Raw genomic sequence first — 19,687 nt, 5'->3', positions numbered from 1 at the left:
CGGTGAGGAAAGGGACCAATCCTGTTTCCCCTCCGCTGACTGAGAAGTCAAGAATTGCCGGGACGCGTCCAATCCGTGACGCAATCGGCTAAATCAGCATGACGCAATGCGTCCGCACCGCGCGTCCCGGTCGGTGCGGCGCGTCCCTCCTTGGAAGCCGTTTGGAGTCCCACACGGGGCCAGCTACCATGGCGGGCTCGGTCGCCCCGTACCCGTCGCACCTGACCAGAGGGGGTCACGCGTGAACCTGGAGCTGCTCACGCTCGCCGTCGGCGCGTACGCCGCCGTGCTCGCCTTCCTGGGCTGGCTCGGGTACCGCCGCACGCGCAGCGCCGCCGACTACCTGGTGGGCGGTCGCGAGATCCACCCGGTGCTGATGGCGCTCGCCTACGGCTCCACCTTCATCTCCACCTCCGCCATCGTGGGCTTCGCGGGCGTCGCCGCGCTCATGGGCATGGGCCTGCTCTGGCTCACCATGCTCAACATCCTGCTCGGCGTGTTCGTCGCGTTCGTCGTGTTCGGCCGCCCGACCCGGCGGCTGGGCGCCGCGCTCGACGCGCACACGTTCCCCGAGCTGCTCGGGCGCCGCTACCGCTCGCGCTTCATCCAGGGCTTCGCCGGCGGGACCATCGCGCTGCTCATGCCGCTCTATGCCGCCGCGGTGCTCATCGGCGGCGCGCGCTTCCTCGAGGTGCAGCTCCAGCTCGACTACCAGGTGGCGCTGTTCGTGTTCGCGGTCATCACCGTCGGCTACGTGCTGTTCGGCGGGCTGAAGGGCGTCGTCTACACCGACGCGTTCCAGGCGGTGCTGATGGTGTGCGGCATGCTGGTGCTGCTCGTCGCCACCTACGCGCAGGTGGGCGGGCTCTCCGCGCACCAGGCGCTCACCGATCTCGCCGACAAGGTCCCGCCGGCGCTGCGCGCGCAGGGCCACCGCGGCTGGACCGCCATGCCCGCGGCCGGCTCGCCGCTCTGGTGGCAGATGGTGTCCACCATCGTCCTCGGCGTCGGCATCGGCGTCCTCGCCCAGCCGCAGCTCACCGTCCGGTTCATGACCGTGAAGAGCGGGCGCGAGCTGCACCGCGCGCTCGTGCCCGGCGGGCTGTTCCTGCTGCTCATGGCCGGCGTGGCTTACGTGGTCGGCTCGCTCACCAACCTCTGGTACTTCCAGCGCACCGGGAAGATCGCGCTCGCGATCATGACCGACCCGGCCACCGGCAAGCCCAACGTGGACCGGCTCATGCCGCTCTACACGCAGGCCGCCATGCCGGAGTGGTTCGCCTACCTGTTCATGCTGGCGCTGCTCGCCGCCGCGATGTCCACGCTCTCGGCGCAGTTCCACGCCATCGGCACCGCCATCGGCCGCGACCTCTACGAGCAGGCGTTCCGGCTGGGCGGCGGGGCCGAGCGCACCGTGCTGCTGGCGCGCGCCGGGATCCTGGCGGGCTTCGCCGGCACGGTGCTCCTCGCCTGGAACCTCGGGCCCGGCGTCATCGCCATCGCCACCGCGCTCTTCTTCGGCATGTGCGCCGCGACGTTCCTGCCCGCGTTCGTCTCGGCGCTGTTCTGGGCCCGGTCCACGCGCGCGGGCGTGATCGCCGGGATGCTGGCCGGGTTCGCGGCCTGGGCGCTGTGGGTGCTGTTCGTGCACGAGCGCGAGTCGGCCGCGCTGGGCGTGGTGAAGGCGCTGACCGGCCGGACCAGCCTCGGCGCCGGGACCACCTGGGCGCTCGTCGATCCCATCGTGGTGGCGCTGCCGGTCTCGTCGCTGGTGACGGTGGTGGGCTCGCTGCTCGGCCGCGCCGCGCCCGGCGCGGAGGCGGGCGCAACGGCCCGGACGCGGGAAGGAGGGCTCGATGCTGGGCTTCGGTGACCTCGGCGTCACGGCGGCGTTCGTGCTGACGCTCGCGAGCGCGGCGCTGTGCGTGGGATACGGCCTCCTCCACTGGAACGACGACGACGCCCCCCTGCCCCCGCCGGTCCACCCGCCCGGCGAGGCCGAGCTCGACGACCTCTGATCCGATCCGCCCGCACCGCCCGACCCCGTCCCACGGAGCCCTCGATGCGCCGAATCCGCCGCCTCCTCGCCGCCCTCGCGGCCCTCGCCGCGCTGCCGCTCGCCGCGCGCGCGCAGACCCCGCCGCCCCCGGCTCCGGCCGCCCCGGCGCCCGCCCCGGCCCCGGCGCCGGCGCCGAAGCCGGGCGTCACGGTGGACCTCTCCGGCTGGCTCATCGCGAACGCGTACTGGAGCGACGGCGGCCTGAACGCGAGCGACCTGCCGCAGTGGGCCACGACCGCGCACTCCACCGCGGGCATGACGGTGCGGCAGAGCCGGGTGCGCGCCGCGCTGGGGCTGCCGGTGGACGGGCTGCTCGGGGGCGCGGTGCTGAAGGGCCTCGTCGAGGCCGACTTCATGGGCACCTACGTGAACTCCGACGCGTCGATGCCGCAGGTCCGGCTGCGCCACGCGTACCTCACCGCCGCCTGCGCGCGCGGGAACCTGACGCTGCTCGTCGGCCAGACCTGGTCGCTGTTCGGCGGCCCCTGGTTCGCGACCAGCCTCGGGCACGTGGCGCTGCCCCGCTTCGCCGGCGCGGGCTACCTGTACCGGCGCGCGCCGCAGGTGCGGCTCACCGCCGAGGCGGGCCGCGGCAAGGACGTCGGGGTGACCGCGGCCGTCGCCGCGCTCGCCTCGAGCGGCGACAAGGCGACCTCGCAGAACCAGCTCGTGGGCGAGCGCGCCGGCGTGCCGGACGCGGAGGGCCGGGTGGCGCTGCAGCTCCGGCGCGCCGGGAGGTCGTGGCTGGAGCTCGGCGCGTCGGGCCGCTTCGGGCAGCAGCTCTGGAAGCTGGACGGCCTCTCGGTGCCGCGCGAGGAGCGGCTCACCGGCTGGGGCGTGGCGGCCGACGGCCGGCTCGAGGTGCCGCACCTCGTCGTGCAGGGCGGCACGTTCATGGGCGAGGTGCTGGGCGGCTACGGCTCGGTGGCGCCGGTGGTGCGGCCCACGAGGAACGCGACCGATCCGGCGAAGCTCGACGCCATCTCGCCGGTGCGGACCGGCGGGTTCTGGGCGCAGGCGGTGGTGACGCCCATCCCGGTCCTGCAGCTCCTCGGCGGCTACGGCATCGAGGAGCCGCGCACCTCCGACCTGCCCGCCGGCAGCGAGGCGACCACCATCGAGCGCAACCAGCAGGTCTCGGGCGGCGCCATCCTGGCGCTCACCTCGCGCTGGAAGGTGTCGCTCGAGGGCACGCTCTACACCACCGAGACGCTCGACGGCGCCCGGCGCGAGAGCACGCAGCTCGAGGTGGGCTCCTTGTACGCCTTCTGACGGGGCTGCGCCCCGCCCCACGGAGCGGAGCTCCGCGGGGCCCCACCTTGCTGCGCGGGGCCCGTGACCTCGCGCGCCCGCCGACGCGGGTCCGCGCGAGGTCCCCGCGGGCGCGGCTTCGCCGCGCGGAATCCCGCGCCGGGAGCCGAGGCTACGCCGGCGCGACCTTCCGGTGGTCGAGCACCCGCCGGGCCTTGCCGGCGGAGCGCTCCAGCGTGTTCGGCGCCACCAGCTCCACGATCATCCGGATCCCGGTGACCGCGTGGATCTCGCGGTCGATGCGATCGCGCAGCTCCACCATCTGGCGCATCTCGTCGCGGAAGTCCTCGGGCCGGACCTCCACCTTCACCACCACCTCGTCGAGCGCGCCGGGGCGCGAGACCTCGATGAGGTAGTGCGGGGCGGTGCCCTCGACGCGGAGCAGCGCCTCCTCCACCTGCGACGGGAACACGTTCACGCCGCGGATGATGAGCATGTCGTCGGAGCGCCCGCGCACCCGGCTCATGCGGACGCCGGTGCGGCCGCAGGGGCACGGCGAGCGGTCGAGCGCGGCGAGGTCGCGGGTGCGGTACCGCAGCACCGGCATCGCCTCCTTGGTGAGCGAGGTGAACACGAGCTCGCCCACCTCGCCGTCCGGCACCGGCTCGAGCGTGACCGGGTCGAGGCACTCGACGATGAAGTGGTCCTCCTGGACGTGCATGCCGTCGCGGGCCGGGCACTCGCCGGCCACGCCGGGCCCGATCACCTCGGACAGCCCGTAGTTGTTGAAGGCGAGGATCCCGAGCGAGCGCTCGATCTCCCCGCGCATCTCCTCGGTCCAGGGCTCGCCGCCGAAGTGGCCGTAGCGGAGCGGCAGGTCGCCGGGCCTCAGGCCCTCGGCCCGCGCCACCTCGCCCACGTGCAGCGCGTAGGACGGCGTGCAGATGAGCACCTCGGCGGAGAGGTCGCAGATGAGCCGCACCTGGCGCGGCGTGTTCCCGCCGCCGGACGGGACCACCGCGGCGCCCACCCGCTCGATGCCGTAGTGCAGGCCGAAGCCGCCGGTGAACAGGCCGTAGCCGAAGGCGACGTGGACGGTGTGCTCGGGGCGGAGCCCGCCCGCCACCAGGAACCGCGCCACCAGGCCGGACCAGGTCTCGAGGTCGCGGCGGGTGTACGCGACGAAGGTGGGGCGGCCGGTGGTGCCGGAGGAGCCGTGGATGCGCGCCACCTGCTCGCGCGGCACCGCCAGCAGGCCGAGCGGGTAGCTCTGCCGGAGGTCGTCCTTCACCGTGAACGGCAGGCGCCGCACGTCGGGCGGGCCGCGCAGGTCCTCGTCGCGGACGCCGAGCGCCTCGAGCGCCTTGCGGTAGCGGGGCACCGCGCGGGCGCGGCGGACGGTGTCGGCGAGGCGGCGGCCCTGGAGCGCGGCGAGCGCGTCACGGTCGAGCGTCTCCTCCGGATCGAGGATCCGGTTCTCGAGCGCGAAGCGGGCCATCGGCTAGGCCCCCGCGCGCGCGAACAGCTCGGCCGCGCCCACCAGGCGGACGCCGCGCGCCTGCAGGAGCGCCGCCGCCCGGTCCGGATCCGAGAGGCGGAAGACGAGCGTGGCGTGCTCGCCGCGGCTCCGCACCGAGTACGCGTACATGTACTCGATGCCCAGGCCGCAGGCCTCGAAGCCCTGGAGCACCTCGGCGAGGCCGCCCGGCCGGTCCGGCACGTCCACCGCCAGCACGTCGGTGACGTTCACGACCACGCCGGCCTTCTCGAGCACCTGCTTCGCCCGCTCGTGGTCCTTCACGATGAGGCGCAGGATGCCGAACTGCTGCGTGTCGGCGAGCGAGAGGGTGAGGATGTCGATGCCGGCGTCGCCCAGCACCTGGCACGGGACCCGGAGCTGCCCGGGGCGGTTCTCGAGGAAGAGCGAGAGCTGACGGATCTTCATGCCGGCCTCCGGTGCGGGATCAGATGCTGCGACGGTCGATGACGCGCTTCGCCTTGCCCTCGCTGCGCTGCAGCGTGCGCGGGGCCACCAGCGTCACCTGCGCGCGGATGCCGAGCACCTGCTCGAGCGCGGCGGCGAGGTGCTCCTGCAGCCGCTGCAGGCCGCGGATCTCGTCGGAGAACACCTCCGGCGTGACCTCGACCTGGACCTCCATCTCGTCGAGCCCCTTCGCGCGGGTGAGGACGATCTGGTAGTGCGGCAGCGTCCCCTCGACCTGCAGCAGCGCGGTCTCCACCTGCGACGGGAACACGTTCACGCCGCGGATGATGAACATGTCGTCGGAGCGCCGGCCGATGCGCCGGATGCGCCGGAGCGTGCGGCCGCACGGGCAGGGCTCCGGGTCGATGGCGGTGATGTCCCGGGTCCGGTAGCGGATCATGGGCATCGCCTGCTTGGAGAGCGTGGTGAGCACGAGCTCGCCCTCCGCGCCGTCCGGCAGCACCGCGCCGGTCTCCGGGTCCACGATCTCCGGGTAGAAGTGGTCCTCGAACAGGTGGAGCCCGTCGCGGTGGACGCACTCGATGCCCACGCCCGGGCCGATGATCTCGGAGAGGCCGTAGATGTCGTGGGCGCGGATGCCCGCCTCCCGCTCGATGTGCGCGCGCATCGACTCGGACCAGGGCTCGGCCCCGAACACGCCCACCTTCAGCCGCCCGAAGCCGATCTTCGCGTCGCGGGCGCGCTCGATGAGGTGGACCATGTACGAGGGCGTGCAGCAGATGGCGGTGACGCCGAAGTCCTGCAGCACCATGAGCTGGCGCTCGGTGTTGCCGCCGGAGATGGGGATCACCGTCGCGCCGAGCGCCTCGCCGCCGTAGTGCGCGCCGAGGCCGCCGGTGAACAGGCCGTAGCCGTAGGCGTTCTGGATGAGGTCGCCCTTGTGCAGCCCGCAGGCGGCGAACGCGCGCACCATCACGCTCGTCCACACCTCCAGGTCCGCCGCGGTGTAGGCCACCACGATGGGCTTGCCGGTGGTGCCCGAGGAGGCGTGCAGCCGGACGATCTCCTCCACCGGCGAGGCGAACAGGCCGAACGGGTAGGTGTCGCGCAGGTCGGCCTTCACCGTGAACGGCAGGCGCCCGAGGTCCTCGAGCGCGTGCAGCGCGTCGGGGAAGACGCCGCGGGCCTCCATGCGCTGGCGGAGGAGGGGGACCTTCTCGTAGGCGCGCGCCACCACGGCGCGGAGCCGGGCGAGCTGGAGCTGCTCCAGCTCGCGGCGGGGGAGGAAGTCGGGGGCGCTGGCGGGGTGGAAGGCGCTGCCGGCGTCGTTCCAGGAGGTGGTCACGGGGCCTCCCGCGTCAGCGCGCGGCGGCGGCGGTCTCCCGGCCGAGCCGGAAGGCCGCGTCGTTCACGGCGTGGAGCCGCTCGGGCAGCGCGGCGTGGATGGCGGCGAGCCAGTGGGCCTCGTCGAGCTCGAGGTGGTGCGAGAGCAGGCCGAGCAGCGCCACGTTGAGGCTGCGGCGGTTCGGGAGCCTCGCCTCGTCCACCGCGTCGGGCGGGATGAGGAGGCCGCCGGGCCGGAGCAGGGGGCGGGTCACCTCCAGCTCGGACGGCGCCAGCACCAGCAGGAAGTCCGCCTCGCCGGCCGGGACCATGGGCGAGAGGACCTGCGCGCCGAAGCGGACGTCGGTGGTGACCGAGCCGCCGCGCTGGCTCATGCCGTGGACCTCGGCCTTCTTCACGTCGAGGCCGGCGCGGAAGGCGGCGTCCGCCAGGATGTCGGAGGCCTTGATGACGCCCTGGCCGCCCAGGCCGGCGACGACCACGTTCACGGTCCGGCTAGGCATCGGACACCTCCCCGGCGCCGGCGCAGCCCGCGCAGGCGAGCGCGGCGCGCTTCTCGTCGGCCGCCTTCTCGTACTTGCGGATGTCGGCCGCGGCGAGGATGCAGGGCCGCCGCGCGATGATGACGGACAGCTTCGGCTCGGCGAGGCGGTCCTTCAGCAGCTTCTCCCAGCCGGCCGGATCGGCGACCGGGTCGATCACGTCCACGTTCGCGACGCCCAGCGCCCGGGCCAGCCCCTCGATCGACACCTTGCCGGTGGGCTCGTGGTCGAGCGTGCGGCCGGTGCCGGGGTGCTCCTGCTGGCCGGTCATGGCGGTGGTGCCGTTGTCGAGCACGACGAGCACGTGGCCGGTGGGCGGCGGGTTGTAGACCATCTCGACGAGGCCGTTCAGGCCGGTGTGGACGAACGTCGAGTCGCCGATGATCGAGACCACCCGCCGCGCGTCCGCCTCGGGCAGCACGTGGCGGAGGCCCAGCCCGACGCCGAGCGAGGCGCCCATGGCGACGCAGGTGTCGATGCCCTGGTACGGCGGGAGGACGCCGAGCGTGTAGCAGCCGATGTCGCCCGCCACGATGCAGTCGAGCTTGCGGAGCGTGGCGTAGACCGGGTGGTAGGGGCAGGCCTCGCACAGCGCCGGCGGCCGGCCCTTCGGCGGCTCCGGCTCGGGCGAGCGGTCGCGCGCCAGGATCCGGCGCACCCGCTGCACGTCCAGCTCGCCGAACCGGTACGGCGCCTCCTTCGACTCCACCGCGATGCCCGCGGCCCGGATGGCGTCGGCGAAGATGGGGTCGCCCTCCTCCACCACCACGCAGCGATCGACGCTGGCCGCGAAGGCGCGGATCTTCTCGAGGGGGAGCGGGTAGACGGTCTTCAGCTCGAGCCGGCTCGCCGACGGCGCGGCCTCGGCCACGTGCCGCGCGGTCACGCCGGAGGTGATGACGCCGAGCGCGCGGTCGCCCTTCACCCAGACGTTGAGCGGGGTCTCCTCGGCGAACGCCTGGAGCGCCTCCAGCTTCTGGCGGAGCCGCCGGTGCGCGGGGCGGGCGTAGGCCGGGATCATCACGCGGCCGGGGATGTCGCGCACGAACGCCGGGGCGGGCGGGGCCGGAAGGTCGGCGCGGCGCGCGGCCAGCGTCTTCGAGTGGCACACGCGCGTGGTCATGCGGAGGATGACCGGGATGGCGAAGCGCTCGGACAGCTCGAACGCGGCCACGGTGAGGTCGTAGGCCTCCTGCGAGTCGGCCGGCTCGAGCATGGGCAGCCCGGCCGCGGCGGCGTAGTGCCGGTTGTCCTGCTCGTTCTGCGAGGAGGCCATGCCCGGATCGTCGGCGCTCACCACCACCAGGCCGCCCGTCACGCCGGTGTACGCGGCGGTGAAGAGCGGGTCGGCGGCCACGTTCAGCCCGACGTGCTTCATGGTCACGAGCGCGCGCGCGCCGCCGAACGCGGCCCCCAGGCCCACCTCGAGCGCCACCTTCTCGTTCGGCGCCCACTGGGCGCGGCCGCCCAGCGCGTCGAGCGCCTGGAGGATCTCGGTGGAGGGGGTGCCGGGATAGCCGGTGCCGAGCCGGACGCCCGCGTCGCGGGCCGCCGCCGCCACCGCCTCGTCGCCGGATAGAAGCCGCCGTTCCATCGTTCGGGTTCTCCTCTCGCGCGCGCCGGATCACGGGGCGTGCAGGCCGCCCCCGGTCCGCGATAGAACGGGCCGGTCGCGGTCGTCTCTGGACGTGGACCCGGCATGATACCTGAACGGGGCTGATGATTCCCATCCCTACCCTGGCCCGGCTGACCGCGGAGGCCCGGACCGCCGGCCCGCTCCGGCTGGTGGTGGCGGCGGCGGCGAGCGACTCCGCGCTGGCGGCGGCGGCGCTGGCGCGCCGGCAGCGGATCGCGGACGCGGTGCTGGTGGGCGGGCGCTCGGAGATCGCGGCGCGGCTGCGCGCGCTCGGCGAGGATCCGGCGCTGTTCGAGCTGCACGAGGCCCCGGGCGACGAGGACGCGGCGCGCCGCGCGGTGGCCATGGTCCGCGGCGGCGAGGCGGCGGTGCTGATGAAGGGCCGGCTCCAGACCTCCGCGCTGCTCGAGGCCATCCTGGATCGCAGGGACGGGCTCCGCGACGGGCGGCTCCTCTCCGACGTGCTCGTGGCCGATCACCCGCTCTCCGCCGCGCCCCGGCTGCTCGGCGTCACCGACGGCGGCGTGAACGTGGCGCCGGACCTCGGGCAGAAGCGGGCCATCGTGGAGAACGCGGCGGCGCTGTTCCGCGCGCTCGGGTACGACCGGCCGCGGGTGGCCTGCCTGTGCGCGGTCGAGACCGTGGCCGAGGCCATGCCGCACACCCGCGACGCGGCCGCGCTCGCGGCGATGAACGCGCGCGGGGAGCTGTCGGGCTGCGTGGTGGGCGGCCCGCTCGCGCTCGACAACGCGCTCTCCGCCGACGCCGCCCGGCAGAAGGGCATCGACCACCCGGTGGCCGGCCGGGCCGACGTCCTGCTCGTGCCCACCATCGAGGTCGGCAACGCGCTCGGGAAGGCGTTCACCTACCTCGCGCACCGGAGCGTGGCGCACGTGATCGTGGGCGCCCGCGCGCCCGTGCTCATCCCGTCGCGGGTGGAGCGGCCGGAGGACAAGCTCTGCTCCATCGCGCTCGGCGTGCTGGCGGCGGCGAGGGGCGCCCCGTGAGCGCAGGCGCCGGGCCGGCCGCGCCGCTGATCCTGGCGGTGAACCCGGGGGCCGGGTCCACCAAGCTCGGCCTGTTCCGCGGGGGCGGGCTGGTCCGCGAGGAGAAGGTGCTGCACCCCGAGGCGATGGCCAGGCCCGCGGCGCGGATCTGGGACGAGCTGCCCGGGCGCGTCGCCGCCGCGGAGGACTTCCTCTCGCGCGCCGGGGTGCGGGCGGGCGACCTCGCCGCGGTGGCCGGACGCGGCGGGCTGCTCCCGCCGCTCGCCGCCGGCGCCTACCTCGTGGACGAGGCGCTCGTCGGCGAGCTGGAGCGGGCCGCGCACGGGGAGCACGCCTCCAACCTGGGCGCGCCCATGGCGCGCGCGCTCGCCGCGCCGCACGGCTGCCCGGCGCTGGTGGTGGACCCGGTCTCGGTGGACGAGCTCGCGCCGGTGGCGCGCGTCACCGGGCTCGCCGGGGTGGAGCGCACCAGCTTCGTCCACGCGCTCAACCTCCGTGCGGTGGCGCGGCGCCACGCGGCCGCGGCCGGGCGCCCGCTCGAGGCGCTCTCGCTCGTGCTCGCGCACCTCGGCACCGGCATCTCGCTCTGCGCCCTGTCCGGCGGCCGGATGGTGGACGTGGTCAACCCGCGCGACGAGGGGCCGTTCTCCGGCGACCGCGCCGGCGGCGTGCCGGCCACCGCGCTCGTGGACCTGTGCTTCGCGCCGGGCGCCGACGCACGGACCGTGAAGCGCCGGCTGTTCGGCGACGGCGGGCTCTACGCGCACCTCGGCACGCGCGACGTCCGCGAGGCGCTGGCGCGCGCCGGGCGCGGGGACGCCGGGGCCGCGCTGCTCGTGGACGCCATGTGCTACCAGGCGGCGAAGGCCGTGGCGGCGATGGCCGTCGCGCTCGACGGCCGGGTGGACGCGATCGTGCTCACCGGCGGGCTCGCCCACCTCGCGCCGGTGGTGGAGGGCGTCCGGCGCCGGGTGGCGTGGATCGCGCCGGTGGAGGTCCACCCGGGCGAGGACGAGCTGCGGGCGCTCGCCGAGGGCGCGCTGCGCGTCCTCTCCGGCGAGGAGCCCGCCCGGCGCTACGCGCCGCTCGCGCCCGCGCGCTGAGCCCCGCGAGGCAGCGCGGCGGCGAGCCGGCGCACCGCCTCGGCCAGCTCGCGCTCGTCGAGGCGCCCGAAGCCGAGCCGGAGGAACGGGCGCGGCCGGCGATCGTGCGCGAACAGCCGCCCCGGCTGCACCGCCACCCCGGCGCGGAGGGCCCGCGCCGCCCAGGCCTCCGGGTCGAGGCCCGGCGCGACCCGGCACCAGAACGCCATCCCGCCCGCCGGGGTCCGGAAGGAGAGCGCGCCGGCGAGGTGCGCGCGCAGCCCGGCCGCGAGCGCCTCGCGGCGGCCCGCGTAGACGCGGCGGGTCCGCCAGGCGTGCCGCTGCGCCTCGCCCTCCTCGAACAGCTCGGCGACGGCCGCCTCCACCGCGAGGTCGCCCTGGCGATCGAGGAAGCGCCGGTGCGCGGTGAGCCGCGCGATCGCGTCGCGCGGGCCGGCCAGCCAGCCGATCCGCAGGCCGGGGGCGAGCACCTTCGAGAGCGTGCCCACGTACACCACCACCCCGGCGCCGTCGGCGCTGGCGAGCGGCGGCACCGGGCGGCCCTCGTAGTGGAACTCGGCGTCGTAGTCGTCCTCGAGGACGAGGAGCCGCGCGCGCCGGGCCAGCTCGAGGAGCGCGAGGCGCCGCGCCGGCGCGAGCGTGACGGTGGTCGGGTACTGGTGGTGCGGGGTGAGGTAGACGGCCCGGATCGCGCCCGCCGCGGCGAGCGCCTCGAGCCGCTCCACCTGCAGCCCGCGCGCGTCCACCGGCACCGGCACGGTGCGGAGCCCGGCCAGGCGCAGCGACTCCCAGGCCGGCCGGTAGCCGAGCGCCTCGACCGCGACGCCGTCGCCGGGCGAGAGCAGCGCCCGCCCGGCGAGCGCGAGCGCCATCTGCGCGCCCCGGGTCACCAGGATCGCCTCCGGCGGCACCGCCAGCCCGCGCGCCTCGCCCAGCATGCGCGCCAGCGCCGCCCGCAGGCGCGGGTGCCCGGCGGCGTCCCCGTAGGCGAGGTGCTCGCGCCGGCGCAGCGCCCGGCGGTAGGCGCTCCCCAGCGCGGCCACCGGCACGAGGCGCGGATCGGGCGTGCCGCCCAGGAGCTCGAGCGTGCCGGGCGGCAGCGTCTCCCAGGTGGCGTCGGACGGGGCGGGGGGCAGGTCGAAGCCGGCGCGCGCCGCCGGGCCGGGCGCGCCCGCCGCGCCGGGGGCCGGGGGCGGGAGGTCGCGCGAGACGAGCGTGGCCCGGGCCGGGTCGGAGGCGATCCAGCCCTCGGCGGCGAGCTCGCCGTAGGCGGCGAGCACGGTGTTGCGGTGCACGCCCAGCGTCCGCGCCAGCGCGCGGCTGGAGGGGAGCGGCGCGCCGGGGCGGAGCGCGCCGGCGCGGATCCGGGCGATGAGCGCGCGGGCGATCTGCACGGCGAGCGGGGCCGGGTCGGCCCGGTCGAGCGAGAGTGGGGTCTGCCAGGTGCGCACTGGTCCATCCGATACCTCGAAACTGGACCTTCTCGCCAGACCAGCCCCGGCGCAGGCTGCCGCGCATGAGACGCGAGATCTTCCGGGCCGGCCGCGCGGAGGCCCTGGCGCTGCTGCGGCGGGCGCCCACCGTGCACCTCGCCACCACCACCCCCGAGGGCGCGCCCGTGCTGCGCGCGCTCGACGCCGCCGTGCTCGACGACGGCGTCTGGTTCCACGGCGCGCGCGCCGGCGAGAAGGCGCGCTGCCTGGGCCGGGCGGCGGTGGTCTCCGCCGAGGAGCTGGTGGCGCACCTGCCCAGCTGGATGGCCGATCCGGTGCGCGCCTGTCCGGCCACCACGCTCTACCGGAGCGTGCAGGCGCACGGGACGCTGGAGGAGCTGACCGACCCGGCGCGGAAGGCCGAGGTGCTCTCGGCGCTGATGGCGCGCTGGCAGCCGGAGGGGCGCTACCGCCCCATCCGCGCCGACGACCCGCTCTACGCGGGCGAGCTGCGCGGGATCCTGGTGCTGGGCGTCCGCCTGGGCGAGGCGCTCGACGGCAAGTGGAAGCTGCTCCAGAACCGGACGCCCGAGCAGATCGGCGCGGCGCTCGCCGGGCTGTGGGCGCGCGGCGCCCCGGGCGACGTCGCCGCCATCGAGGCCGTCCGCGCCGCGAACCCGGGCGCCCCGGAGCCGGCGTTCCTCGCCGCGGGGATCCCGGGGGTCCGGCTGCACGTCGCGCTGGGCGAGGCGGACGCGCCGGCCGTCGTGGCGCTCCTCGCCGGCGAGTACTGGTGGGAGGGTGAGCCCGCCGCGCTGGCCGGCCCCTCGCACCTCGCCTCCACCGCCTGGGTGGGCGCCCGCGACGCGGACGGCGCGCTCGTCGCCTCGGCGCGCGCCATGGCCGACCCGCGCCACGCCTGGATCTACGACGTGGTGGTGGCGCCGGCCTGGCGCGGGCGCGGCCTGGGCAAGCGGCTCGTGGCGCTGCTCCTCGACCACCCCGCGCTCCGGCGCACCCGCTTCGTCCGCCTCGTCACGCGCGACGCCCAGGGCCTCTACGCCCGCTTCGGCTTCGCGGACGCGGCCGGCCAGCGGCGCTCCGGGACCTCCACCGAGATGGTGCTGGTGCGCGAGGTGCCCGCCGAGGCGGGCGGGGCGGACGCGGCCTGAAGTCCGCTCAGGCCGCGCCGCGGGCGCGACGCCGGCGGAGCCACACGGCCACCGCGAGCGCCGCCAGCACGGCGCCGAGGACCGCGAGCTCGACCCGGCGCACGCCGCGCTCGGCCTCGCCGAGGTGGTGCGAGAACAGGTAGCCCACCGAGACCACCAGCGGCACCGAGACCAGAGCGGAGAGGCCGTCCGCCAGCAGGAACGTGCGGACGCGTACCCCGTGCGTGGCCGCGAGCGCGAAGGCGGCGAGCCGCAGGCCCGAGGTGTGCCGGGCGACGGGCCACCGACAGGAACGCGTGGCGCGCGAGGTGGCCCTCCAGCCGGCCGCGGCGCTCCGGCGTGAGCACCCGCGCCACCGGCCGGGCGCCGAGCACCCACTCGCCGTGCCGCCGCGCGACGAGGAACCACGCGAGGTCGCCGCCCACGATCCCCGCCCAGCACACCGCCATGACGAGCGGCAGGCGCAGGTAGCCCTGGTGCGCGAGCACCCCGGCGCCGAGCTGCGTGGCCTCCTCCGGGATGGGAAGGCCCAGGCCCGCGCCGCCGAGCAGCGCGAGGATGGCGAGATAGCCGTAGCGCGCGAGCAGGCCCTGGAGCATCTCGCGAATCTACGGCCGGTCGCGGGCGCGCGCCTAGAAGTAGCCGAGGACCAGGGCCGCCGCCTCGGTGGCGAGCGGCTGCCGCCGGCCCTCGAACGCCAGCGAGAGGTCGCGCGCGAGGTGCAGCCGGAGCGCGCCGCCCCAGGACCAGGTGGTGCGGGGCGCGGCCTCGGGCAGCCAGCGCCAGCGCGCGTCGGCGAGCAGGACGGCGCGGGACCCGAGGCGGAGCCGCGCCAGCGCCGACGGGCCGATCCCGGGGCGCCACCCGGTGCCGCCCGCGCCGGAGAGCCGCGGCGAGGCGCGCAGCTCCAGGTCGCCGGTGGCGGCGAGGTCGAGGCCGCCGGGCAGCGCCGCGGCCAGCCCGCCGCCCAGCTCGCTCGCGAAGGCGAGGCACCGGTCGCAGCCGCGGTCGCGCACGGTGGCGGCGCCGAAGCTCGCCTTCCAGGACGGCCGGGCGTCGAAGCGCGTCACCGGGCTGAGCGAGACGATGCGCACGAGCGCCACGTCGTCGAGGTCCACCCGCCGCTCGCGCGGCGTCCAGCGGAGGCGGGTGGGGAGGAACTCGATCTGCGCGGTGGGGGGGTAGCCCTCGGGCGGATCGCCGAGGTCGTGCAGCGCCAGGCGGAGATCGAGGAGCACCGTGCCGCCCTGCCCGTCCACGGCGCCGCCGCCCAGGCCCAGGCGCAGGGAGCCGTGGCCGCGCTCGGGGCGGCGCGCCTCCGGGACGGGGAGCGCGAGCGGCGCGCTCGCCACGCCCAGCGCGGCCCGGCGCTCGAGCAGCGCTTGCCGGTCCTGCGCCGCCTTCGGCCCGAGGCCGCGGATGAGCTCGCGCGCGTGGCGCAGGTCGAGCAGGTCCACCGCCGCGTCGAGCACCTTCGCCTCCGCGTCGGGCGGGGTGGCCGGGTCGAGCGGCGCCGCCGGGTCGCGGGAGAGCGCCTCCACCTCGCGCAGCTCGGCGCCGGAGAGCTGGCGGGCCCGCGCCTCGAACTGCGTGCGGATCGAGGGCCGGTAGTGGACGCGCCGCACCAGGCCCGGGTTCCGGAACAGCGCCACCACGGTGTCCGACGGGAGCACCACCGCCCGGCCCACGTGCGAGAGCAGGTCGAGCCGCGGCGCGGCGGCCTCCAGCGCGCCGAGCACGTGGTAGCTGCAGTTCTCGTCGAGGTACCAGTAGTCGAACCAGGTGCCGCCCAGCTCCCACACGTGCGCGCCGAGCAGCGCCACCTCGCCCGGCGTGAGCTCGAGGTCGTACTCCCACAGGTCGCGGGACTCGTAGTCCCCGTACTCGCGGACCTTGTAGTAGTACGGGTAGTACTTGAACTCGCCCTTGAAGAAGCCGAGCAGCCCCTTCGCCGCGTAGAGCACCGCGTTGCCGGTGTCCACGGTGGCGGCGTAGTCCACCCCGTAGTCGAGCAGCTCGAAGTGCTTGCCGCCGATCGCCTCCGGCGCCTTGTCGAGCCGGAGCAGGGTGTGGCCGAACGCCGAGGCGGGGTTGTTGAGGTAGTAGGACGAGAACACCACCGTCACGCCCTGCGGCCGGATCTTCCCGTAGAAGTCCTCGAAGCGCGGGCAGCGGCGCGGCGGCAGGCGGGCGAGGTCGAAGCCGAGCCGCCCGCCCAGGAACGCGAAGCGCGCCGGGAACCGGCACTGCGCGTCGTCGAGCTCGTCCGCCCTGGGCGTGGCGTCGAGGAAGCCGGCCAGCGTCGCCTCCAGCTCGGCGGCCGGATCGGTCTTCCCGTCCGGCGCCCGGAAGAACTTCGCGCCGTCGGCCTCGCTCTTCCAGCCGCCCAGCGGGCGCGGGCGCCAGTGCCCGAGCTTCAGCCACCCCGGGTCCTCCGCCAGCCGCAGCGCGCGGGCCTTCGCGACCAGCTCGCCGAGGTAGGCGGGGTCGGCGGGCGGCGGGGCGGGCGGGGACGCGAGCGCGAGGGCGAGGGCGAGCGGGCCGAGCATGCGGGGCGACGAGGGTAAACGAAAGGGGAGCCCTCTCGCGAGGGCTCCCCTCCGTCGAAGCGTCGGTGCGGGCTAGCTGCGGCCGCAGCCGAGGGCCGCGTCGCCGTGCAGCGTGTCGAGGATCGCCTTGGTCACGTCGTCGTTCGAGGCGCTCTCGCTCGGGAAGATCGACTTGAAGTTCTTCTGCAGCGCCGCGCCCACCGCGTGCGAGTTCTCGCAGGCGTTGATCACGGTGAGCGCGCCGATGGCCTCGCCCTCGCCGCGGGAGATGTCCTTGGCGAGCGCCTCGCGGTTCGCGTCCACGAAGTTCTTGGTGCCCGCGGCGAACACGCCGCTGCCGCAGTTGGACGTGCCGGTGGTGATGCCGAAGGTCTGGTTGCCGAAGGTGCCGTTGGTGGTGGCGGCCAGGATCTGGACCGCGCCGGGGGTGCTGCCGAACGCCATGGAGCCGAGGCCACAGCCGGCGGTGCCGTAGCGGCCGGTGCCCTTGATGGCGGAGGCGGTCTGATCGGCGGCGGCGGCCGGCACGGCGAGCAGCGCGGCGACGAGCGCGAGCGTGATGCGGGTCATGTGTCTCCCTTTCGTTCGGGGGTTCACGAACCCCCAGTGAAGTCCCCCACGCATGCTTTCCGTGGAGATCGTTCCCGTATACCGCTGTCTCTCACGCCTGCGAACTTCGCAGACGACCCTTGTCGGGGCCCTGCCGGGCAGGACAGGATTTCGGTTGCGGCACCGTGGCGCACTGCGCAATATGGTCGAGCCCCAGACTTGATTCCGGAATCAGGAGCGATCATGGCCCTCAAGATCGTGGTGACCGCGAAGCGCGTCGAGGACCCGGAGTCGAAGATCCGAGTGAAGCCGGACGGCTCCGGGATCGTGACGGACGGCGTCAACTACAAGATCAACCCGTTCGACGAGATCGCCGTCGAGGAGGCGCTCCGGCTGAAGGAGCGCCACGGCGGCGAGGTGGTGGTCGCCTCCATCGGTGGGGAAAGGTCGCAGACCGAGATCCGCGCCGCGCTCGCCATGGGCGCCGACCGCGGCATCCTCGTCCGCCACGACGGCCCGCTCGATCCGGTGGTGGTCTCGGCGCTGCTCGCCAAGGTGGTCGAGCAGGAGAAGCCCGATCTCGTCATCCTCGGCAAGCAGTCCATCGACGACGACCAGAACCAGGCCGGCCAGTACCTGGCCGAGCGGCTCGGCTGGCCGCAGGGCACGTTCGCCTCGAAGACCGAGAGCCTGGAGAGCGAGGCCGAGCAGAAGAAGGAGCCGGGCCTGGTGCTCTCCGCCGACGGCAAGGCGCTCACCGTGGTGCGCGAGGTGGACGGCGGCGTGGAGACGCTGGAGCTGGGCCTGCCCGCGGTGGTGACCACCGACCTGCGCCTCAACAAGCCGCGCTTCGCCTCGCTGCCCGGCATCATGAAGGCCAAGAAGAAGCCGCTCCAGGAGCTGGCCGCCGCCTCGCTCGGCGTGGACCTCGCGCCGAAGGTGGTGGTGAAGCGCCTCGCCGAGCCGCCCGCCCGCAAGGGCGGCGTGAAGGTGGCCGACGTCGAGGAGCTCTGGAAGAAGCTGCACGACGAGGCGAAGGTCCTCTAGCCCACCGTCCGCGCCTCGCGCGGCGATCGAACCTCCGGAGGCGACATGTCGAACGTCCTCATCGTGGCCGAGCAGGGCGGCGGCCAGATCCGCAAGGCGACGCTCCACGCCATCTCGGCCGGCCGCGCGTCGCCGCCCGCACCGGCGGCGCGCTGCACGTGGCGCTGCTCGGCAAGGGCGTCCGCCCCCTCGCCGACGCGCTCGCCGCGTACGGCGCCGAGGTGCACGTGGCCGACGCGCCGGCGCTCGAGCACCCGCTCGCCGACGCCTGGGCGCCGGTGATCGCGGAGCTCGCGAAGGCCTGCGGCGCGGCGTACGTGGGCGCCGCCGCCACCGCCCAGGGCAAGGACCTCCTGCCCCGCGTCGCGGCCCGCCTCGGCGCCGGGATGGCCACCGAGGTGCTCGGCTTCGGCGGCGACGGGCCGGCCGTCACGTTCCGCCGGCCCATGTGGGCGGGCAACGTGCTCGCCGAGGTGGAGATCGCGACGCCGGTGAAGGTGTTCACGGTCCGTGCGACGGAGTTCCCGGCCGCCGAGCAGGGCGCCGGCAAGGGCGCGGTGCACGAGGTGGCGGCGCAGGTGCCGGCCGGCCTGCGCACCCGGCACGTGGGCTTCCGCGAGGTGAAGAGCGAGCGGCCCGAGCTGACCGAGGCGCGCGTGGTGGTGTCGGGCGGCCGCGGCACGAAGGGCGACTTCAAGCCGGTCGAGGCGCTCGCCGACGTGCTCGGCGCGGCGGTGGGCGCCAGCCGCGCCGCCGTGGACGCGGGCTGGGTGCCGAACGACTGGCAGGTGGGGCAGACCGGCAAGGTGGTGGCGCCGGATCTGTACGTGGCGGCGGGCATCTCCGGCGCCATCCAGCACCTCGCCGGCATGAAGGGCTCGAAGGTGATCGTGGCGGTGAACAAGGACCCGGACGCGCCGGTGTTCCAGATCGCCGACTACGGCCTGGTGGCGGACCTGTTCCAGGCGCTCCCGGCGCTCACCGAGAAGGTGAAGGCGTCGAAGTGAGCGGGTGGGCGGTGCGGGCGTGACCGAGGCGGATCTCGAGGGGCTCGGCGTCCACCGCATCGCCATCCCGGTCCCGTTCCCGCAGGCGGGCGGGCCGGTCAACGCCTACCTGGTCGAGGACGCCGGCGGCGGCCTCCTCATGTTCGACGCCGGCCTGGGCACGCCCGAGGCCCAGGCGGCGCTCGAGGCCGGGTTCGCGCGCCTGGGCCGCCGCTTCGACGAGGTCACCCGCATCGTGGTCTCGCACGGCCACGTGGACCACTACGGCGCCGCGCGCTTCGTGCAGGAGCGGCACGGCGGCCCGGACGTCCCGGTGTTCGGCCACCCCGCCGACGCGCCCAAGATGTCGGAGCAGGGGCCGCGCTGGCGGGAGCTGGCGCCGCGGCTCGCCGCGTACCTCGCGCGCCAGGGCGTGCCGCCCGAGGTGGTCGAGGTGCTCGCGAGGCAGGGCGAGGGCGGCTTCCGCTTCGCGCGGCGGCTCCCCGAGGTGCGGCCCATCGCCGAGGGGGAGGTCCTGCGCACGCGCCACCTCGCGCTCGAGGTGATGCACATGCCGGGGCACACCCCCGGGCTCCTGTGCCTGTACGAGCGGGAGCGGCGGCTGTTCTTCTCCGACGACCACCTGCTCGAGAAGGTGTCGCCGAACCCGCTCGTCGAGCTCGGGCCGGACGGCCAGGACGGCTTCTTCCACCCGCTGCTCGCCTACCTCGACAGCCTCCGCCGCCTGCGGGCCATGGAGGTGGACCTGGTGCTCCCCGGCCACGGCCCGCCGTTCGGCGGCCACCGCGAGATCATCGACGCCCTGGTCGGCTTCTACGCGAAGCGGCAGGCGCGGATGCTCGAGCTGCTCCGGGCCGGGCCGCGCACCGCGCACGAGATCGCCCGCGCGCTCTGGCCCCACGCCCGCCCCGCCGACGCGTTCCTCACCCTCTCCGAGACGGTGGCGAACCTGGAGGTGATGGAGTCGCGCGGCGAGGTGCGGCGCGATCGCGCGGCCGAGCCCTGGCGCTACCTGGCGGCCTGACCGGCCGCGCCGCCGCTCG

At 75.5% G+C, this 19,687-nt stretch carries 17 protein-coding genes and 1 pseudogene; 9 read left to right on the top strand and 9 right to left on the bottom strand.

The annotated features are described in order from the left end of the window. Positions 1 to 241 precede the first annotated feature (241 nt). Genes ACOQFB_RS21240 through ACOQFB_RS21230 form a run of 3 tightly spaced genes read left to right on the top strand, consistent with a single transcriptional unit; the run spans position 242 to position 3,331 of the window. Positions 242 to 1,873 carry a sodium:solute symporter family protein gene (locus ACOQFB_RS21240; protein WP_059436041.1) on the top strand — a complete coding sequence of 544 codons (1,632 nt, stop codon included), beginning with the start codon at positions 242 to 244 and terminating at the stop codon, positions 1,871 to 1,873. After that, positions 1,857 to 2,018, top strand: coding sequence for a symporter small accessory protein (locus tag ACOQFB_RS21235; protein WP_193388334.1), 162 nt, complete (start codon positions 1,857 to 1,859; stop codon positions 2,016 to 2,018). Before ACOQFB_RS21240 ends, ACOQFB_RS21235 begins: the two co-directional genes overlap by 17 nt. 44 nt (positions 2,019 to 2,062) lie before the next feature. Continuing rightward, the gene (locus tag ACOQFB_RS21230; protein ID WP_421609454.1) at positions 2,063 to 3,331 is read left to right on the top strand and encodes a hypothetical protein; all 1,269 of its coding nucleotides are present in this window, start codon (positions 2,063 to 2,065) and stop codon (positions 3,329 to 3,331) included. A gap of 151 nt (positions 3,332 to 3,482) precedes the next feature. On the opposite strand, the gene ACOQFB_RS21225 is transcribed toward ACOQFB_RS21230, so the two are convergent. Genes ACOQFB_RS21225 through ACOQFB_RS21205 form a run of 5 tightly spaced genes read right to left on the bottom strand, consistent with a single transcriptional unit; the run spans position 3,483 to position 8,735 of the window. Continuing rightward, positions 3,483 to 4,808 carry a phenylacetate--CoA ligase family protein gene (locus ACOQFB_RS21225; protein ID WP_421609453.1) on the bottom strand — a complete coding sequence of 442 codons (1,326 nt, stop codon included), beginning with the start codon at positions 4,806 to 4,808 and terminating at the stop codon, positions 3,483 to 3,485. A gap of 3 nt (positions 4,809 to 4,811) precedes the next feature. Beyond that, positions 4,812 to 5,255, bottom strand: a complete 444-nt coding sequence (locus tag ACOQFB_RS21220; protein ID WP_059436038.1) for an ACT domain-containing protein — start codon at positions 5,253 to 5,255, stop codon at positions 4,812 to 4,814. Between the two features lie 19 nt (positions 5,256 to 5,274). Then, positions 5,275 to 6,600, bottom strand: a complete 1,326-nt coding sequence (locus tag ACOQFB_RS21215) for a phenylacetate--CoA ligase family protein (RefSeq protein WP_059436037.1) — start codon at positions 6,598 to 6,600, stop codon at positions 5,275 to 5,277. 13 nt (positions 6,601 to 6,613) lie between these two features. Continuing rightward, on the bottom strand, positions 6,614 to 7,102 hold the full coding sequence (locus tag ACOQFB_RS21210) for an indolepyruvate oxidoreductase subunit beta (RefSeq protein ID WP_059436036.1): 489 nt from the start codon (positions 7,100 to 7,102) through the stop codon (positions 6,614 to 6,616). Beyond that, positions 7,095 to 8,735, bottom strand: a complete 1,641-nt coding sequence (locus ACOQFB_RS21205; protein ID WP_421609452.1) for a thiamine pyrophosphate-dependent enzyme — start codon at positions 8,733 to 8,735, stop codon at positions 7,095 to 7,097. The genes ACOQFB_RS21210 and ACOQFB_RS21205 overlap by 8 nt, the downstream gene beginning before the upstream one ends. 125 nt (positions 8,736 to 8,860) lie before the next feature. Here ACOQFB_RS21205 and ACOQFB_RS21200 point away from each other — a divergent pair, with 125 nt between their 5' ends. Beyond that, on the top strand, positions 8,861 to 9,784 hold the full coding sequence (locus ACOQFB_RS21200) for a phosphate acyltransferase (RefSeq protein ID WP_059436034.1): 924 nt from the start codon (positions 8,861 to 8,863) through the stop codon (positions 9,782 to 9,784). Further along, positions 9,781 to 10,887, top strand: coding sequence for a butyrate kinase (gene buk, locus ACOQFB_RS21195; RefSeq protein ID WP_059436033.1), 1,107 nt, complete (start codon positions 9,781 to 9,783; stop codon positions 10,885 to 10,887). Before ACOQFB_RS21200 ends, buk begins: the two co-directional genes overlap by 4 nt. Here buk and pdxR read toward each other — a convergent pair. After that, entirely contained in the window at positions 10,860 to 12,338 is a 1,479-nt protein-coding gene (gene pdxR / locus ACOQFB_RS21190; protein ID WP_421609451.1) for a MocR-like pyridoxine biosynthesis transcription factor PdxR, read from the bottom strand. The two genes, buk and pdxR, sit on opposite strands and share 28 nt — an antisense overlap. Positions 12,339 to 12,403: 65 nt before the next feature. Here pdxR and ACOQFB_RS21185 point away from each other — a divergent pair, with 65 nt between their 5' ends. Continuing rightward, positions 12,404 to 13,492, top strand: a complete 1,089-nt coding sequence (locus tag ACOQFB_RS21185) for a GNAT family N-acetyltransferase (protein WP_421609450.1) — start codon at positions 12,404 to 12,406, stop codon at positions 13,490 to 13,492. A gap of 7 nt (positions 13,493 to 13,499) precedes the next feature. On the opposite strand, the gene ACOQFB_RS21180 is transcribed toward ACOQFB_RS21185, so the two are convergent. The 3 genes from ACOQFB_RS21180 to ACOQFB_RS21170 form a co-directional block, all read right to left on the bottom strand. After that, positions 13,500 to 13,658, bottom strand: coding sequence for a hypothetical protein (locus ACOQFB_RS21180; RefSeq protein ID WP_494492359.1), 159 nt, complete (start codon positions 13,656 to 13,658; stop codon positions 13,500 to 13,502). A gap of 466 nt (positions 13,659 to 14,124) precedes the next feature. Further along, a complete protein-coding gene (locus ACOQFB_RS21175) occupies positions 14,125 to 16,041 on the bottom strand; it encodes an Lnb N-terminal periplasmic domain-containing protein (protein ID WP_421609448.1) in 1,917 nt (638 codons plus the stop codon). Positions 16,042 to 16,113: 72 nt separating this feature from the next. Beyond that, the gene (locus ACOQFB_RS21170) at positions 16,114 to 16,611 is read right to left on the bottom strand and encodes a DUF3015 domain-containing protein (protein ID WP_059436028.1); all 498 of its coding nucleotides are present in this window, start codon (positions 16,609 to 16,611) and stop codon (positions 16,114 to 16,116) included. Between the two features lie 222 nt (positions 16,612 to 16,833). Here ACOQFB_RS21170 and ACOQFB_RS21165 point away from each other — a divergent pair, with 222 nt between their 5' ends. The 3 genes and pseudogenes from ACOQFB_RS21165 to ACOQFB_RS21155 all read left to right on the top strand — a co-directional run bounded on the left by ACOQFB_RS21165 (position 16,834) and on the right by ACOQFB_RS21155 (position 19,668). After that, positions 16,834 to 17,637, top strand: coding sequence for an electron transfer flavoprotein subunit beta/FixA family protein (locus ACOQFB_RS21165; protein WP_059436027.1), 804 nt, complete (start codon positions 16,834 to 16,836; stop codon positions 17,635 to 17,637). 45 nt (positions 17,638 to 17,682) lie between these two features. Beyond that, a pseudogene (locus ACOQFB_RS21160) lies at positions 17,683 to 18,644 on the top strand (electron transfer flavoprotein subunit alpha/FixB family protein). 19 nt (positions 18,645 to 18,663) lie between these two features. Further along, entirely contained in the window at positions 18,664 to 19,668 is a 1,005-nt protein-coding gene (locus ACOQFB_RS21155) for an MBL fold metallo-hydrolase (RefSeq protein ID WP_421609447.1), read from the top strand. Positions 19,669 to 19,687 lie beyond the last annotated feature (19 nt).

This window comes from Anaeromyxobacter sp. Red801 (genome assembly GCF_049201065.2).
In the GTDB taxonomy this organism is placed as follows: domain Bacteria; phylum Myxococcota; class Myxococcia; order Myxococcales; family Anaeromyxobacteraceae; genus Anaeromyxobacter.
Note: the sequence above shows the minus strand (reverse complement) of the source record. Positions and strands in the feature narration are given on the sequence as shown.